The 16,040-nt window shown below is 38.4% G+C and carries 17 protein-coding genes; 9 read left to right on the top strand and 8 right to left on the bottom strand.

Translation table 11 applies throughout. The annotated features are described in order from the left end of the window. Nucleotides 1-3 precede the first annotated feature (3 nt). Nucleotides 4-1,167, bottom strand: a complete 1,164-nt coding sequence (locus A7967_RS02705; protein WP_054453909.1) for a serine hydrolase domain-containing protein — start codon at nt 1,165-1,167, stop codon at nt 4-6. 115 nt (nt 1,168-1,282) lie between these two features. Between A7967_RS02705 and A7967_RS02700 the strand changes: the two genes are divergently transcribed. From A7967_RS02700 to A7967_RS02675, 6 genes are all read left to right on the top strand, one after another. Further along, entirely contained in the window at nt 1,283-2,086 is an 804-nt protein-coding gene (locus A7967_RS02700; RefSeq protein WP_054203471.1) for a hypothetical protein, read from the top strand. Nucleotides 2,087-2,383: 297 nt separating this feature from the next. Continuing rightward, nucleotides 2,384-3,208, top strand: a complete 825-nt coding sequence (locus A7967_RS02695) for a MipA/OmpV family protein (RefSeq protein ID WP_054203472.1) — start codon at nt 2,384-2,386, stop codon at nt 3,206-3,208. Continuing rightward, a complete protein-coding gene (locus A7967_RS02690; protein ID WP_082355640.1) occupies nt 3,198-3,590 on the top strand; it encodes a DUF3019 domain-containing protein in 393 nt (130 codons plus the stop codon). Before A7967_RS02695 ends, A7967_RS02690 begins: the two co-directional genes overlap by 11 nt. A gap of 12 nt (nt 3,591-3,602) precedes the next feature. Continuing rightward, complete coding sequence (locus A7967_RS02685) at nt 3,603-4,307, top strand: response regulator (RefSeq protein ID WP_054203250.1); 705 nt, start codon at nt 3,603-3,605, stop codon at nt 4,305-4,307. A 36-nt stretch (nt 4,308-4,343) separates the two neighbouring features. Next, nucleotides 4,344-5,630 carry an ATP-binding protein gene (locus tag A7967_RS02680; RefSeq protein WP_054203251.1) on the top strand — a complete coding sequence of 429 codons (1,287 nt, stop codon included), beginning with the start codon at nt 4,344-4,346 and terminating at the stop codon, nt 5,628-5,630. A 222-nt stretch (nt 5,631-5,852) separates the two neighbouring features. Continuing rightward, the gene (locus A7967_RS02675) at nt 5,853-7,205 is read left to right on the top strand and encodes a sodium-dependent transporter (protein ID WP_054203252.1); all 1,353 of its coding nucleotides are present in this window, start codon (nt 5,853-5,855) and stop codon (nt 7,203-7,205) included. 23 nt (nt 7,206-7,228) lie between these two features. Here A7967_RS02675 and A7967_RS02670 read toward each other — a convergent pair whose 3' ends face one another. Both A7967_RS02670 and A7967_RS02665 read right to left on the bottom strand, forming a co-directional pair. Then, the gene (locus tag A7967_RS02670; protein ID WP_054203253.1) at nt 7,229-7,681 is read right to left on the bottom strand and encodes a GNAT family N-acetyltransferase; all 453 of its coding nucleotides are present in this window, start codon (nt 7,679-7,681) and stop codon (nt 7,229-7,231) included. A gap of 331 nt (nt 7,682-8,012) precedes the next feature. After that, entirely contained in the window at nt 8,013-8,756 is a 744-nt protein-coding gene (locus A7967_RS02665; protein ID WP_054203254.1) for a sporulation protein, read from the bottom strand. Between the two features lie 261 nt (nt 8,757-9,017). Here A7967_RS02665 and A7967_RS02660 point away from each other — a divergent pair, with 261 nt between their 5' ends. The 3 genes from A7967_RS02660 to A7967_RS02650 all read left to right on the top strand — a co-directional run bounded on the left by A7967_RS02660 (nt 9,018) and on the right by A7967_RS02650 (nt 11,501). After that, nucleotides 9,018-10,589 carry a cation:proton antiporter domain-containing protein gene (locus A7967_RS02660; protein ID WP_054203474.1) on the top strand — a complete coding sequence of 524 codons (1,572 nt, stop codon included), beginning with the start codon at nt 9,018-9,020 and terminating at the stop codon, nt 10,587-10,589. Between the two features lie 285 nt (nt 10,590-10,874). Then, nucleotides 10,875-11,156, top strand: coding sequence for a hypothetical protein (locus A7967_RS02655; RefSeq protein WP_054203255.1), 282 nt, complete (start codon nt 10,875-10,877; stop codon nt 11,154-11,156). A 114-nt stretch (nt 11,157-11,270) separates the two neighbouring features. Next, nucleotides 11,271-11,501, top strand: coding sequence for a DUF3820 family protein (locus A7967_RS02650; protein ID WP_054203256.1), 231 nt, complete (start codon nt 11,271-11,273; stop codon nt 11,499-11,501). 285 nt (nt 11,502-11,786) lie between these two features. Here the strand turns inward: A7967_RS02650 and A7967_RS02645 are convergent, their stop codons facing one another. From A7967_RS02645 to ilvY, 5 genes are all read right to left on the bottom strand, one after another. Further along, nucleotides 11,787-13,034 (bottom strand): ATP-binding protein, encoded by a 1,248-nt coding sequence (locus A7967_RS02645; RefSeq protein ID WP_054203257.1) that lies wholly within the window; start codon nt 13,032-13,034, stop codon nt 11,787-11,789. 6 nt (nt 13,035-13,040) lie between these two features. Then, nucleotides 13,041-13,733, bottom strand: coding sequence for a response regulator (locus A7967_RS02640; protein ID WP_054203258.1), 693 nt, complete (start codon nt 13,731-13,733; stop codon nt 13,041-13,043). Nucleotides 13,734-13,747: 14 nt separating this feature from the next. After that, a complete protein-coding gene (locus tag A7967_RS02635; RefSeq protein WP_054203259.1) occupies nt 13,748-14,134 on the bottom strand; it encodes a DUF3019 domain-containing protein in 387 nt (128 codons plus the stop codon). Between the two features lies 1 nt (nt 14,135). After that, nucleotides 14,136-14,990 (bottom strand): MipA/OmpV family protein, encoded by an 855-nt coding sequence (locus tag A7967_RS02630; RefSeq protein WP_082378987.1) that lies wholly within the window; start codon nt 14,988-14,990, stop codon nt 14,136-14,138. Between the two features lie 129 nt (nt 14,991-15,119). Further along, nucleotides 15,120-16,022 (bottom strand): HTH-type transcriptional activator IlvY, encoded by a 903-nt coding sequence (ilvY, locus tag A7967_RS02625; protein ID WP_054203260.1) that lies wholly within the window; start codon nt 16,020-16,022, stop codon nt 15,120-15,122. Nucleotides 16,023-16,040 lie beyond the last annotated feature (18 nt).

The raw sequence follows: 16,040 nt of genomic DNA, 5'->3' as shown, positions 1-16,040 counted from the left end.
CCTTTAAAGTTTAGGAGTTAACTGCGCTTGTTTATAAGCTAATACACGATTAATAAAGTCTGTTGTAAGCTCGTTAATTAACCCTGTTTCAGCATTTAAAACTAAGCTGAAACCAATATTCATATGTGGGATCACAACTAAATCACTTCGATAGCCTTGTACCCACCCACTATGATAGTAAATTGTTTCATTATCATAATTATATACACGCCACCCTAAACCATAATATGCTTCTTTTAGGTGTTTTTTCCATACTCTACGACGCAGCTCTTTTTTCGTTTGGGTATAAGGACGCGTTTGTCTGGCGAGTTCATCTTTGGATAACACACTTGGGTAATAACCTAGTTGTGCTTTTAACCAAATAGCCATATCACTGGCACTTGCATTAACACCTGCCGCAGGAATAACTTTATAGTAATTCTTTTTAAGCTTTGCTGTATGCCACTTTTTACGGCCACGTACATGAGGATGTGCATAGTTTCCATCAGCGACCATTGACTGATAACCAACGCTGGCATTTTTCATTTGTAGCGGAGAAAAAATAAATTCATTTAACCAGCGCGAGTAACTCATTTGAGTACTGCTTATAATCACCTCATCAATCAAGCTGAACATGACATTTTGATAGCCATAGCATTGCCCAGGTTGGCAAATTGGTTGCACGCTTAGCAGCTTCGCGACTATGTCTGGATAGTTCATCCGTGATTCTATTAAATTATCATAGGCGTTTGGCACTAAGCCGCTAGAGTGACTTAATAAGTGAAATACTTTTAAGTTATCTTTATAGCTAGTATTCGCAAATTCTGGAATAAACTTACTTACGGGGTCATCTAATGAAAACTTTCCTTGTCCTACTAGTTTTGCTGTCAACGCGCCTGCAAAAGTCTTTGATACAGAGGCTAATCTAAATCGAGTATATTCATTTACTCGCTGGCCATTTTTTAATTTAGTTACACCGAAACCTTTAACATATGTATTATCTGGGCCATTGACTATCGATAACGCTCCGGCGGGTATACCTTTACTTTTTAATTTGTTCTGCAAATGTTTGTTATAGTCTTTAAGTAATGCTTGCCATTGTTCGTTGGCTGCGTTCACTCGGGGGTGAAAAAACACCATCGACAGCAGTAAAATAAAAGAATAAATTAATGGGACTGAGTACTTCATTTTTTATTATTTTAATCTATTTAGGAAGTTTCTTAGTTCATAATACCATGAACTTTTAACTAGACTCACGTACAATGCGCCGATTAATTGATTTTATAAGGGTTTTACAGTGCTAATTCGTTTTTTTTCAATCGCTTCTTTTATTTTAATTACAACGGGCTGCGTTACTTCACCAACCCCTGCCCCGCTTTTAGCAATGCCAGAAAAACCGCAACTAAAAAGTCAAACTTATCAGGTTAAATACGTAACAGAGCACGCATCCCCCAAAGTAAAATCAGTACAATTACCAGCCCATAAATTAAAACGCAATCAAAGCATTAAAATAGTTGCTGATAAAACAAGTGTTACAGATACACTAAAAAAACAAATTAGCGATGCGTTAGAGATGATTAATCTGCGTGTCACAGAGCAAAATAATAGCGACTATATACTCTCAATTCACCAATTAGATTTAAGCTTTCTTGATGATACTAAATATCAGGTGTCAACACCTAAAACCCCTTACCCTCTATTTAATGAAATTGCAGCCCAATTCCCTTCTCAGCAATGTGCAACAATAAATGCACAAGTGAGCATGCGATTAACACATAAAGCATCTGGTGATGTTGTATGGTTTGGTAAGTCATCGATTGACAGCGCAAGTTTTCATCGTGAGCCATTAATATACACTTTTAACGAAGAACAAATAATTAGCAATGAATTAGATATTGCAACATTCATACATGCACAAAATACAGAGCAAGCGCGAATTGCACGTGCAAAGCAAGACATTAGTGTGCCTAGCTATCAAACTATCTCAAAGCTAACCAGTTTAGTTAAAACTCAGGGGCCGTGTAATCGCACAGAAGTAAGCGCCTTAACGCCTATGATGCACTACTATTTAAGTAGTATTTTAATTGATAAAATTAAAGTTCAGTAAACCACTGTGATAAATGGACTATTTAACCTCTAATTATGGCTCTATTATTAAAATCAATAACGCAGTATAAATCTTTTAAACCAAACCCTTGGGCGTTTTTTGAGGTGATTTGAGTATACCCCCCTCGGCAACTACAAAAGCGCCGAGGAACGCCTACTTTAAAAATAAATACATTTATTGCACTCAAATACATTTTTTTACAGATTTAAATAACTATTTGACAATATAATACAGTTAATTACTGTTTATTTATTTGGATAACGGATGCGATTGGTACAAAATCCACTACAAAAGCTGATGATATTTGTGATCAGTGTGTGTTTATGGCACAGCCCGAGTTATGCAAGTAATCGTTATTATGCCGACAATACCCTAGAACCGACGGCAGGTTTTGCCTGGGACTGGAGCGCTGGCGCTGGTTATTATATCGAAGATTCCTATTTAGTTGGTATGGATTCATATAGTCACGGCGTGTTACTTGATATTAACCTAGCCCTATCTTACGAACGCTTTTATTTAGACATTGATCACAGTCAACTCAGTGGTGGTGTCATTATTGGTTATAGCCTGATAGATAAATTTGATTGGGGGCTGGATATTCTTGGCACCAATATACAAGCGGGCTTTAACGAAACAGGTCTAGATCTATACGCTGAGGGCACTATTAAAGAGCTCGATGGTATTAAAAGTCGTCGATATGATTTTGATACTGGCCTGCGCCTTACCCGACGATTTGAAAATTCACAGATTTCGTTTGAATACTTACATGATATTTCTAGCGCGCATAATGGCTGGGTCGTAAATACTTTTTTTAGCCATATTTTACCGTGGCAAAACTGGGAGTTTCGAACCGGCTTAGGCTTTAGCGCATATTCTGCTGATTTTACAAATTACTATTTTGGCATTACCCCAAGTGAAGCAACCCCAACTCGTCCCGTTTATCATACGGGCACATCAACAAGTATGATATTTGAATTCCACGCCGAATATCCGCTTAATCAGCATTGGGTATTTTTAGGTGGTTGGCTATCAACGTGGTTTTCCAATGAAATAGTTAATAGTCCAATTGTATCTCAGGGGTATCAGCATAAAGCGATGATGGGCGTGCGTTATGTATTCTAAAGCTTCAGTAATTTTATTATTGTTGCTGGGTATTAACCCGTTATATGCAAGCGACACAAAGCCATTAGATAATAGCTTAGTAGCCCTACCCGATACCTGCGTAGCATTACGCGAAGGACGCAAATGCTACGCTGATGTTGAGCTAAACTGGCAACACAGTACACTCGGTAATTATTGCTTACGTGATGCAACATCTAAGCACATTATGCAATGCTGGTTAAGACAAAGTAATGGGAAGTTCAATTATGCATTTGACTCGATTGAAAGCATTTCATTTGAACTAATTAATAGTGATACAGGCAAAATCATCGCATCAGCACAAGTGCAGCTGCAGTGGGTTTATCAAAACCGCCAAAAGAAACGCCGCTGGCGCCTTTTTTAAAAAGAGAACACTATGGACAATTACGGCACAATCTTACTTGTTGAAGATGATCAGTCACTCGCTCAGTGGGTCGCTGAATACTTAACTGAGCAAGGCTATACCACACAAATTTGTGTTCGCGGCGATCAGGTCGTCAGTCATGTTAAAGAGCTAAAACCTGATTTAATCTTACTCGATATTATGCTGCCAGGCCAAGATGGGATCAGTGTTTGTCGAGAGCTACGCCAGTTTTATCAATCCCCTATCATTATGCTCACTGCAAGAGATGATGAAATGGATGAAGTGATCGGGTTAGAAGTAGGCGCCAGTGACTATATAATGAAGCCAGTCAGACCTCGAGCACTATTGGCTCGTATCAAAGCAGCATTGCGACTAAGCAATGATAATAGTGAGAATAAGGTTGATGATTCGATTATCCAAGTTGGTTTATTAAAAATAGACACACAGTCACGAAATGTTTTCGTCGATAATGTTGAGCACCCTATCTCTAGTGCTGAATATTTACTACTGCAATACTTAGCCAGTAATGCAGGCCAAGTTGTATCTCGTGATGCTGTATTTAAAGCAACGAAAGGCCGAGAGTACGATGGGTTGGATCGCAGTGTTGATGTGCTTATCTCTGCGTTACGAAAAAAGTTTAATGATGATCCGCAGCACCCGGAAAAAATCAAAACCATTTGGGGACGTGGCTATTTACTCGTCGCCAGTGCATGGTGATGCGTCAGTTAATTTTATTATGTATTTAACAAGCCCATGAAAAAGTTTTATCTTTCTTTACTTGCCAGCGCCTTGTTATCTATTGTGATACTTGGTTGGCTAATAGATGCATTTAGCCAGCAAACTCACCACACTGAAGATGAGTTTGCTCTACAAAGTAAAATATTAATGGGGTTTAGCCAGCAGATTATAGCTCAACCTCTCGATAAACGTGTTCGCTTTACCCAAAATCTAGCAGAGCAATTTTCATTACCGCTAACCTATCGCGCTACACAGTCACTCGCACTCCCGGCCTCTCTACTTACCCAAATGCGTGCGCCTGGTGGGCTCATCCTTGAAGATCAACAAGGCTTTTATTTACTCTACACAAATACACAACTTTCACCATTTCATTTAAAGCTACGCCTAGAGAAGCTGCATCAACAAGAACAACATAATGACATGTTACTTACCTTACTTTTTTATGCTGGTTTATGTGTTTTTATGGGGTTTATTATTGCACCATTAGCAAATCGTTTAGGTGTTGTGAACGACGCAGCTAAAAAGTTTGCAGTAGGTGATTTAAGCGCACGTATTAAGGTATCCCACTTTACTTATATAAAAGATGTAGAGCGCACATTTAACCGTATGGCGAGCCAAATTGAAAAACTCCTTGATGAAAACAAATTAATGGCGTCTAGCTTATCTCATGATATACGCACTCCTATTGCCTGTTTGCGCTTCGGTTTAGATGCTGCGATTGATTGTCATGATGAAGATAAAATAAAACATTATTTAGCTCGCATGGAATCGGATTTAGATCAAATGGAATCCATGCTTAAAAGCTATTTAGCATTTGCAACCTTAGAGCAACAAGCAAATCAGCTTACCTATTCAAACACATTAATGAATGATTATTTAGCAACAATTATCAATCAATTAGCTCCTAAATTAGCCAATCAAACTATTGATTTAGAATTAGTCAGCGATAATGAAAATTTAACAGCGGATCTGCATTGGTTAGCGCGTGCCATTACTAACTTACTTAACAATGCCTGTGATTTTGCGCATAGCCGCATTGTGTTAACGGCAAAACGACAAGGGCACATAATCACATTTATTGTTGAAGATGATGGGCCGGGAATAGCCCAACAAAATTGGCATAAAGTCTTTAGCCCTTTTTTTCAAGAGCAAAATCACCGTAATAGAGCAGATCAAAGTTACGGCTTAGGGCTTGCGATTGTTGCTAAAGTCGCTGATTGGCACCACGGCACTATTAAACTTGGCAAAAGCGAACGACTCGGCGGTGCTTGCTTTACCTTGAAAATACATAACCACGAGTAAATGTAATTAAAATGTTACGCTTTACAGTCATCGTATCTCTATTTATATACCTATACAACAAACACTTAATAGGTAAAACATAAAGGGACAAGCTCACTGATTGATGCAAAAAAGTCCAATGTTACGTTTTTAGCGTTTATTCACTAAAATAAGAGCTTTTTATTTTTTTGCATTTACAGTAGATTGTCAGCGCCGTCACAAAATAGAGAAGTAATAATAATTATGAGCGCAGTAAGAGGGGAGTTTAGCTCCCGTTTTGGATTTATAATGGCCGCCGCGGGTTCTGCTGTGGGGCTTGGAAATATTTGGGGCTTCCCCACACAAACCGCAAGTAATGGCGGTGCCGCATTTTTAGTTGCCTACCTTGTGCTGGCTTTTTGTTTAGCCTACCCTGCACTAATGGCTGAATTAACAATTGGCCGTCATGGTCAAGCAAATGCCGTAACTTCTTTACGTAAAATATCGAATGATGGCTGGCAAAAACACTTCGCTTTTGTGGTCGGTTTTGGTGGCATAATTTGCGCTGGTTTAATTTTAAGTTTTTATGCCATTGTGGCCGGCTGGATGATCAGTGCGACACTAGAACCGGTGGCTACACTCGCTGGAAGTCAAACAGCTTCAACATGGCTAAGTGAGCAATCACTTTCTCGTGATTTACTGTTTACTGCAGGTTTTATAATCTTAACTGTAGCAATTATTAGTAAAGGTGTAGAAAACGGCATAGAAAAGTGGTCAAAACGCTTAATGCCTGCATTACTTTCCATTTTATTTGCTTTAATTATTTATGTAATGATGCAAGATGGCGCCATGACAGGTCTTAAAGCCTACTTGGTCCCTGATTTCAGTTCTATATTAGACCCTGAGTTACTCGTAAGTGCATTAGGGCAAGCCTTTTTCTCATTATCACTCGGTACAAGTGTAATGATAATTTACGGCTCTTATATCAGTAAAAAAGAAAACTTAGTTTCTTTGGGTGCATACGTAACACTTATTGATGTATTTATTGCTTTTGTTGCGGGCTTATTAATTATCCCTGCGATGTATGTAGCTCAAGCGCAAGGTGTTGAAATATTCTCTGCGACAGGCGAGCTATTATCAGAAGACACCTTAGTATTCCAGGTTTTACCTGCCTTATTTGATGGCATGGGCACTATTGGTTTATTCGTCGGCTTTGCATTTTTTGCTTTGATGAGCATTGCTGCCCTAACATCTTCTATCTCAATGTTAGAAGCACCGGTTTCATATGCCGTTGAACGCTTTTCATTAAACCGCCTTAGTGCTACCTGGCTAATTGGCGCCATTATTGCGGTGGTCAGTTTTACTATTATTTTAAACTTTGGCACTTTATTCGGCTTTGTTATCGCATTGACAACTAAATTTGGCCAACCATTGCTAGGTTTAATGTGCTGCTTATTTGTTGGTTGGATTTGGTATCGCAACTCTTTACTAACTGAAATTCAACAAGGCTGCCCAGAAGTTGCTAATGGTATATTTTGGAAAATTTGGCCATGGTATATTAAATTCATTTGCCCAATAGCAATTGGTTTAGTGTTTGTAAGTTCGTTATTAGGTTAATTCAACGTAATAAAAACCGCTCATCAAACTGAGCGGTTTTTTAAAATCATATCTTGGTGTTCAATCCCATCTTCTAAATACACTCCACCCGTTTTTTCAAAGCCAAATTCACTATAAAAGTCGAGTAAGTATGTCTGCGCGCCTATATAAATATCCCGCGAAGGCCAGTGCTTTAAACAACAGTGAATCGCCTCTTTGACTAATATAGCAGCCAGCCCTTTACCTCGCTGAGACTTTTCAATTAACACACGACCAATAGCACTGTATTGCTCATTTTTGGCATAACAACGCGCATATGCGTACAAGCATGGCTCTTCACTCCAAAAAAGGTGTTGTGTATCAGGTTGAGTGTCTACGTCATCTAATTCTGGATACGGGCACTGCTGCTCAACAACAAAAACATCAACTCGGCCGCGCATTATATTAAATAATTCAGTACTACTTAGCTGTGAAAATAACTTACTTACTAATTGCATCAAAGTGCTCTTATAAAAAAAGCCCAGACGATGCTGGGCTATTCATTAAAATTACTAGGGCGTGTTGATCTTTGTGGATTGAAATTTGTCCAATCTAGGGGCGATTTAATCGCGGCGCGAGGTTTGTAACCTAGTGGGCTAAGTAAAAACCGAGCAACAAAGAGTTAATCGCCCCTAGGAAGAACCCTTTGGGCAGCGCATGTTTGGAATTTATACTGCGTTATCGCCTATTTATAGGGAGCAACCACACACCATAGGCGCTGCCTTGTCTAAATACCAAATAAACTGCTGCAAAATCAATCACGAAAGGTCAACACGCCCTAACCTACCTTTATGTAAGCAGGCGTTCTAACTGATCACATAATTGTGATAAATTCACGTGGTCATGTTCGATTGTTAAATCTACGTAGCCATCACCTCTAAACGCCCTATCTAATTCGATTAATACATGCGTTTTATGAGCTTCAGGCACAAATGATAATTCAATTTCTTTAAGGCCAAATAAACTGCGGCTATTGGGTCTATATTCAAGTTCTTGATAGCACCCTGATACTGAAGCAAATGTACTTGCGCGTAAAAAGCCTTTTTCCACGTCAGCTTTAACTAAACTAAAGCCCAATTTATCCATCGCTTGCATAAACGTATTTACTGCATCATTAGGGTATATATGCAGATGATCCTTATCTGTTGGATCAAGCGCTAAATCAATATCAAGCCCGGTCTCTAACCATACATGTGATTGATTAGAACCCGCATTAATTTCGGTGATGGGGGTTTCAGAGTGTAAGCGAGCTTCAAAAGGTATCTGTTTTTGCTCGCCCGGCTCCAATGTGCCTATATCGGTTATACGCCACTTATCTATTATATGATTCGTAAAATAAGCACCGTCTTCACCTTCTACTTTTACCTTGGTGACTAATGCTAAATCTAAACCGGCAATTTCTTGGCTCACGTCACCTGCTGTAATAACAATTTGAGCATTAAATATTTGCCCTGGTTGCAGGTGTTCTGTTTCAAGAACAGTATCAACTTTTGCAGCACCAATACCTATTGATGCAAGAATCTTTTTAAACATCTATTTCTCCTTAAGCCGCCTACTTCTAAAAAGTGCCACTTAAATTCCTTTGTTACTGCATCTTAACCACATTTAAAAGCTGCTGTCAGCGAAAATGTTGCTATTTATGCCGTTTTTACACGAAAAAACAATCATTGCATGATTTTTAAACATAAATAATACACTACTCGATCAACTAACATACGAAATATGGCTTTATTATTTTCAAATATAGTGATCTTTCGCTACACTGACCCTCTACATGAAGTGATGTTAAGAATTATGGAAATAATATTTTTTGCCACAGCGTTTGTTTGTGGGTTTGTCGTTTATCAACTAAAACTCCCACCGTTAATCGGCTTTTTAATTGCAGGGTTTGCGCTAAACTTATGCGGTTTTCAAAGCACTGAACTACTAAACTCAGTAGCCGACCTTGGTGTTACTTTATTGCTTTTTAGCATTGGTTTGAAATTACGTGTTGCTAATTTACTCAAACCTCAAGTATGGGCTCCAGCTTCAATACATATAATATTGAGCAGTGCTCTATTTTGTGGATTAATGTTGTTCCTTGGTTATTTAGCATTACCAATGTTTGATGAGTTAAGCTGGCAAAGTGCTTTACTCGTCGGTTTTGCTTTTAGTTTTTCAAGTACTGTATTTGCAGTGAAAGTGCTTGAGGAGCGAGGTGAAATGGCTAGTTTGCATGGTAAAATAGCTATTGGTATTTTAGTTATGCAAGATATTTTTGCCGTAATATTTCTCGCTATAAGTACAGGGAAAACACCAAATGGCTGGGCACTTGCTTTATTTGTTGCTCTTCCACTACTTCGCCCTGTTATGTTTTGGATTTTAAATCGCTCTAAACATGGTGAGCTCTTACCTCTTTTTGGTTTCTTTTTTGCTTTAGTCTTAGGGTATAACGCATTTGAATTTGCAGGGCTTAAAGGTGATTTAGGTGCATTAATTGTAGGCATGATGTTCGCGCCTCACAAAAAAGCAGGTGAACTAGCTAAGTCACTACTTAATTTGAAAGAAATACTGTTAGTCGGCTTTTTCTTAACGATTGGTTTAGGTGCTGAGTTGACCGTTAATTCATTATTGATAGCACTTGTTATCATTATGGTACTTCCGATCAAAGTATTTTTATATTATGTACTGACTAACGCATTTAAATTGCGAGCACGTACTTCGCTTTTAAGCGCATTTACGTTAACCAACTACAGTGAATTTGGTTTAATTGTATGTATGGTTGCTGCAACAAGCGGTTTAATAACCAATGAATGGCTGGCTGTTATGGCTATTGCGGTATCTATAACATTTATTATCGCCTCTCCTTTGAATAAACGCTCTAATGAAATTTACGTAAAAATAGAGCAGTGGCTATTGCGTTTTGAAAGTGACACTCGATTAGCTGAAGAGCTGCCTGTTAACCTAAATAATACAAGAATAGTTATATTTGGTATGGGTCGAATTGGCACAGGTGCTTATGAGACAATCAATTTAACACACCCTGGTGTTGTAGCTGGCGTTGACATAAAACCAGAGGTTGTTGATAAACATGTTCGTCGTGATCGAAAGGCATTACTTGCAGACGCTACAGATCCAGACTTTTGGCAACGTGTAAATCACTCTAATGTTGAAATGATTATGCTAGCAATGCCTAAACATATGCAAAACATATTTGCATTAGAACAGTTACGTGCCTCAGGCTATCAAGGTCAGGTTACTGCGATTGCAAATTACCCTGATCAACAAAAAGAGCTGGAAGATATGGGTGTTGATTCAACTTATAACTTCTATTTAGAAGCCGGTAGCGGTTTTGCTGAACATGTGAAACAAAAATTATTTTCTTAATATAAATTAGGTTCTTAGTACCACTTTAGGTACTGAGAACTATTTTTATTTATATATCATTAACTTACTTCTAGATGGCCAAAGTCTCAATAAAAACCTCATCAAATATCGGTCAAGTTTATTTACAAAGCTTTACATGCAGATTGGCATTTACTCATCAAAACAGAGTAAACTGCATTCGTTGACTAATTCGTAAGTATCTATTTTTAACATAAAAAGCTTTTTTATGTGTTTGCATACGTATTCAATTTGCTTTTTTTATTTCGTTATTAATAAGGTTTCTAGATGAAAAATAAGTTTCCCTCACAATTTCAAGCCGTAGCTGATGATGTCAAAAGTCCACGTTTAATGGAACTTCAAAATCGTCTAGATGAACTACAGAGAAATGGAATGACAGCGGTGACAATTCGCACCATACTCTTCCAAAAGATGCTAGATGCCTATCAAGTACCAAGTGATCATTTTTTGCGTGACAGTGAGACACCTAATCGCATAGATGATCCATCATTGTTAAGTAGCCTTAAAAAGCTTGGATTTTCTAAAAAGCCACAACACCAAATTCATTAAAAACCCTGAGGGCCTACTCCCTCATTAAATAGGCTATTTCTTGCCCGTCATGGCCTATTTTCCTCCTCTTTTTTGTAATACACTTTAGTTAAAACGACTCAATAAAAGTTAACCATGGATTCTGAGCAGCTTAAAATAGCGATCAACACAAAAATGCCCTTCGGAAAATATGCAGGCAGACCACTACTACTTTTACCTGAACCTTATTTAGTCTGGTTTAAACAACAAGGCTTTCCTGATGGAACCCTCGGGGCTCAACTTGCAATGATGTATGAAGTGAAGCTAAATGGTTTAGAGCAGCTCCTTATGCCTCTATTAATAAAAAACAAAAACGACCCCTTATAGAGAAATAAATTATTGAATATTGAACTTAACGTTTCATTGCAGGTCTATTACTTTGCTATTTGTTGATTTTTGGTTTTAAAGATAAAGCACCGCCTAAGGTGCTTTTTTTTGTGCAAAATTAGTTAGGATTACATAACCGACGTTGAGGATAATAACTCTCTTTGTAACGGCTCTTGAGGCGAAAACTAAGCTATTACTCCTGAAAAACTCAGGCTGAGGAGTTAAATGAATTTATATATTCTTAAATCAGCCGATTAGTAAATCTCTAACTTAAATCAGTGATGTTCAATTTGTTGCACGTCTAGGTAGGTAAATCGTCAATTTAGCACCGCCTAATGAGGAGTGTGATATTTCATATCTCCCTTGATGCCATGAAACTATCTTAGCGACAATAGCGAGACCCAATCCAAATCCCCCTGTTTTTTTATCGCGACTTTTATCTAATCGTGTAAATGGTTTAAATACCGTTTCCCACTGCGCTTGCTCAATTCCAGCACCATCGTCTTCAACGCTTAAAATAACGAATTCAGTCTCTTCAACTAAGCGAACCAGTACTTGAGACTGTCCGTGTTTTAAAGCATTACCTATTAAGTTTTGGACAGTGCGTGCAATAAAATGACTATCACAACCATAAGTGCATGTCGTTGGTAGCTGTACGTCAACTTTAATATTTGTGGCAAAATCAAGTTTGGTAACAACACTATTTATTAGCTGGACTAGGTCGCATTGTTGAACGCTTATATTTGGCTGTTGAGTATCTAGACGCGCATAATCGAGCATTTCTTTCACTAATGACTCTAACTCTAAGATATCGAGCTGCATTGTATCAATGTAATCAAATGCTTTTTCATCAGTCACTTTATCTTCGAGCATTGCTAAGGCAAATTTCAAACGTGCTAATGGCGTTCTAAACTCATGAGATACTGAGGAAGTAAGTTCTTGTTGAGCCGCCAACAGGTGTTGAATGCGCTGTTGCATAGCACGTAAAGTATCTGTAATTGGCAAAAAAAATGATTTGGACGTTGCATTCAATTCAAAATCTTGTGACCCGCCGACCGCTTCACATGCCATCCGTAATTTAGCAAAGTCTCGCCATAATAAAAAACTCCATAGCCCAACGGGGATCCCTACAACGCACAATAATAATAGGTAAGGCCATACTGATGAAAAAGCAGGTGCGGATACACTAATAGGCCCTACTTGCAGTAACTGCTCATTTTCGAGCTCTATGTACCACACTGCGCGCTGCTCTTCATCGAATAAATAAATATGGTGGTGCTGCGCAAGCTCAATAGCTTGTGGTTTGGGAAGCATTAAATCTTTTTTATCGACGATGTGGGTATTAAAACGTGACGCTAAATTGGTAATGCCTTCTGTAGTCTGAGTTAATAACCAAAGTGACTCGCCAAACTCTTTATCAAGAGACACTTGTTGCTGTGTTTCTTCATAAGGCCATAATTGCTCTATCACCCCACTCACTAAAAATAAGGAAACTATTATATACGCATATAAACTTACAAATAGCTTCCCCATTAACGGTTACATCCCCCACGCATCTGAAACGAATAGGTAGCCTTGTCCCCATACGGTTTTAATACGGTATGGTTTATCACTGTTATCGCCTAATTTTTTACGGATACGTGATACTCTTACGTCAACTGTACGATCTAATCCGTCATACTGACGACCAATCATATGCTGATGTACATGTTCACGACTAAGCACTTCTCCAGCATTAGAGGCTAATAGCCAAAGTAGCTCAAATTCATGTGAAGTGAGTGTGATTTCATTATTCTTTAAACGTACAATACGACTAGTTTTATCTATGCTTAAATCACCAAATTGTAGCTCTTCAGGGGCTTTAACTACGGCCTGGCCACGGCGCAATAACGCATTTATACGCGCAAGTAATACTCTAGGCTCTGCAGGTTTGATTACATAGTCATCCGCTCCGAGCTCTAAACCTAATACTTGATCGAAATCTTCACCCTTTGCGGTCAACATCAAAATCGGTAAACTAAATTTATCACGTACTTGACGGCAAACACTAAAGCCATCTTTACCTGGCAGCATCACATCCAAAATAATTAAGTCTATCGGGTTATTCTCAAGAAAACTAAATACTTCATCGCCACGATCGAGTACCGCAACTTCAAGGCCATTATTTTCCAGATAATCTCGTGTTAATTGTTGTAAACCTAAGTCATCTTCAACAAGTAAAATCTTTGCCATTTGCAGCTCCAGAATTAAAAAAAACTCCACGGGGAACGTAATCTACGTCGAGTGGTTTTAGCACGAGTGCTCTGTACTTCAATACGTGCTGTAGCTAATAGTTCATCCGTATGAGGGTCGATCAAAGAGTATATAGTTGCTACCTGAACACGGGCTTTATGATCTAATTTAGCTATTTTAACTTGTTGCCAACATTGCAATTTACTACTTTCTTGATATAAACATACATCCATTTTCTTTGGCATATTTAGCGTTAGCTTAAGCTCAAGATCGCAATATTCTTGTTGTTCGGAAACCACACAGACTTTTGGTGACAATGTTAAAATGTCTTGTTTTGCAAAAGCTAACTCAGACCATAATGCAAAAATCACGATGTACAAAGAAAACGAAAAATACTTCATATTAAAAAATATGATTAAATCCTATAAAGGCGGTAATGGAATATTTTTTTTCAAACAATGGACTCTCATGTAGAGCCGAATAATCATAATACGCAACATGAAAGCGCAATGAATTATTATTGCCTAAAGGCCAACGGCCATCAATTTTAGCATAAGGTTGCCAACTACGACCTACCTCTATCGCAGCTGAGTTATGCTCTTGTTCACTTACACCATAAAAGTACGTATTTAAGCTTGCTGATTTATACCAAACGCCTAAACTCGGCTTTAGTTTTAAACGGCCGATAGTCTCATGCATTTGCCACTGAACTGCGGCTCTATTTCCATCATAAACCCCCGTGATATCAGTTAATACCTGTAGTGAAAAAACATGCTTATCTTTAACATAGTGATAACTCAAGCCTGCATCTAACGCCCACTTGCGTTTATCAAGATCTGTAATTTTCACTCGTGGTTGCTGATTCTCTAATTGGTTTTGTTCAAATACAACTGAGTTTTTTGAGGCTAATGCAAAGACATTGGTAGGGTGCCATTTCACAAAAAAACGTGTTTCGGGGTTAAGCTCTGTTATTAAATTAAAAATATGCCGAGAGTTTTCCTCAAGGGTGTAACCTAATCTGCCATTATCGAAAAAGAATTTTTCACCGTAAAAGGCAACTTCTGGGATTAATACTACAGGTAAATTATCACCGCCGTGCAATGGATTAGTGATAACCCCTAACCCTGTGTTAAGGCTAATATGCCATTGCTGCGTTACAATATTTTTATCATACCCGCTCTGCTGTTCAGTCGCTGATGCTACTGAAAGTTGGCAATAGATACATATTAACGCAAAAGTTTTAACTATCAGCTTCATGTCAGTTTATAAGCCAAAAAATGCTTTATTCTGGCCATAATAGCAAGGTATTAAAAACTAATCCCTAGCTGATTACAATCATTCACACTTTTGATACATATGGACTTATTTTGGGTAGAAACAAGCGAGCTAATTCACATTTTCAAGAGTTTGAGCAATCTCCCACAGTGCATTTAATGCAGCATCGGATAACCCTTTTCGTAATACAGCTAAACCAATCTCAAACCCTGCTGGCGCTTCGTTTTGATCACTGATCACCTGTACACGGTCTTTTAACGGGCTGTTATCCAATACAATTTTTGGCACCATCGCAATACCAAGTCCTAAACTAACCATTGATACCATAGCCTCATGCCCCGCGACCTGAGCATAAATCTTTGCATTAATACCATGTTTACGCCACCATTGCTCAAGCCTTTGGCGAGTAAAACCCTGCTCAGGAACAATAAATTCTAATTCAGACCACGCTATTTTATCGCTAGACAAAGCCAACTTTTGGGTAATCAAAGATGGAATGCGCGGGGCAATAAAAACCAAAGATGAGTAACCTATACTTGCAAACGCTATTTGCGGTGGCAATTTATCGGGTTTAGCAGCAATAGCCATCGCCTCTTGTCCATCTAACACTCGGTTAATAGCAACGGCAGGATCGCCCGTGTTTAACTTTATTTCAATATGTTGATGCTGTAACCGTAACTGCTCTAATATTTGGTGTAAAAAGCTATACGACGCAGTTACTGAGCAATAGATGCTGACTTTACCGTAGATGGTCTGCTCTGGATTTCGTACATTCGTTCGAAAGCGTTGCCAGTTTGCTAAGGTCGCATTTGCGTAATCAATAAATGACTCCCCTTCACGTGTTAATTTAACACTGCGATTATCACGTATAAATAGCTCAACCCCAACTTCATCCTCTAACTGTTTAATATTACGACTTAATGTAGGCGCACTGATATGGCATAACTCACTAGCGCGTGCAAAGTGCAAGGTTTTAGCAAGCGCTAAAAAGTAATGTAACCGTTTATGATCCATATTCTCTCCATGTAAGTG

This window comes from Pseudoalteromonas neustonica, assembly GCF_001653135.1.
Classification (GTDB): Bacteria; Pseudomonadota; Gammaproteobacteria; order Enterobacterales; family Alteromonadaceae; genus Pseudoalteromonas; species Pseudoalteromonas neustonica.
The sequence above is the reverse complement of the archived record's forward strand: the minus strand, read 5'-3'. Positions and strand labels throughout refer to the sequence as shown.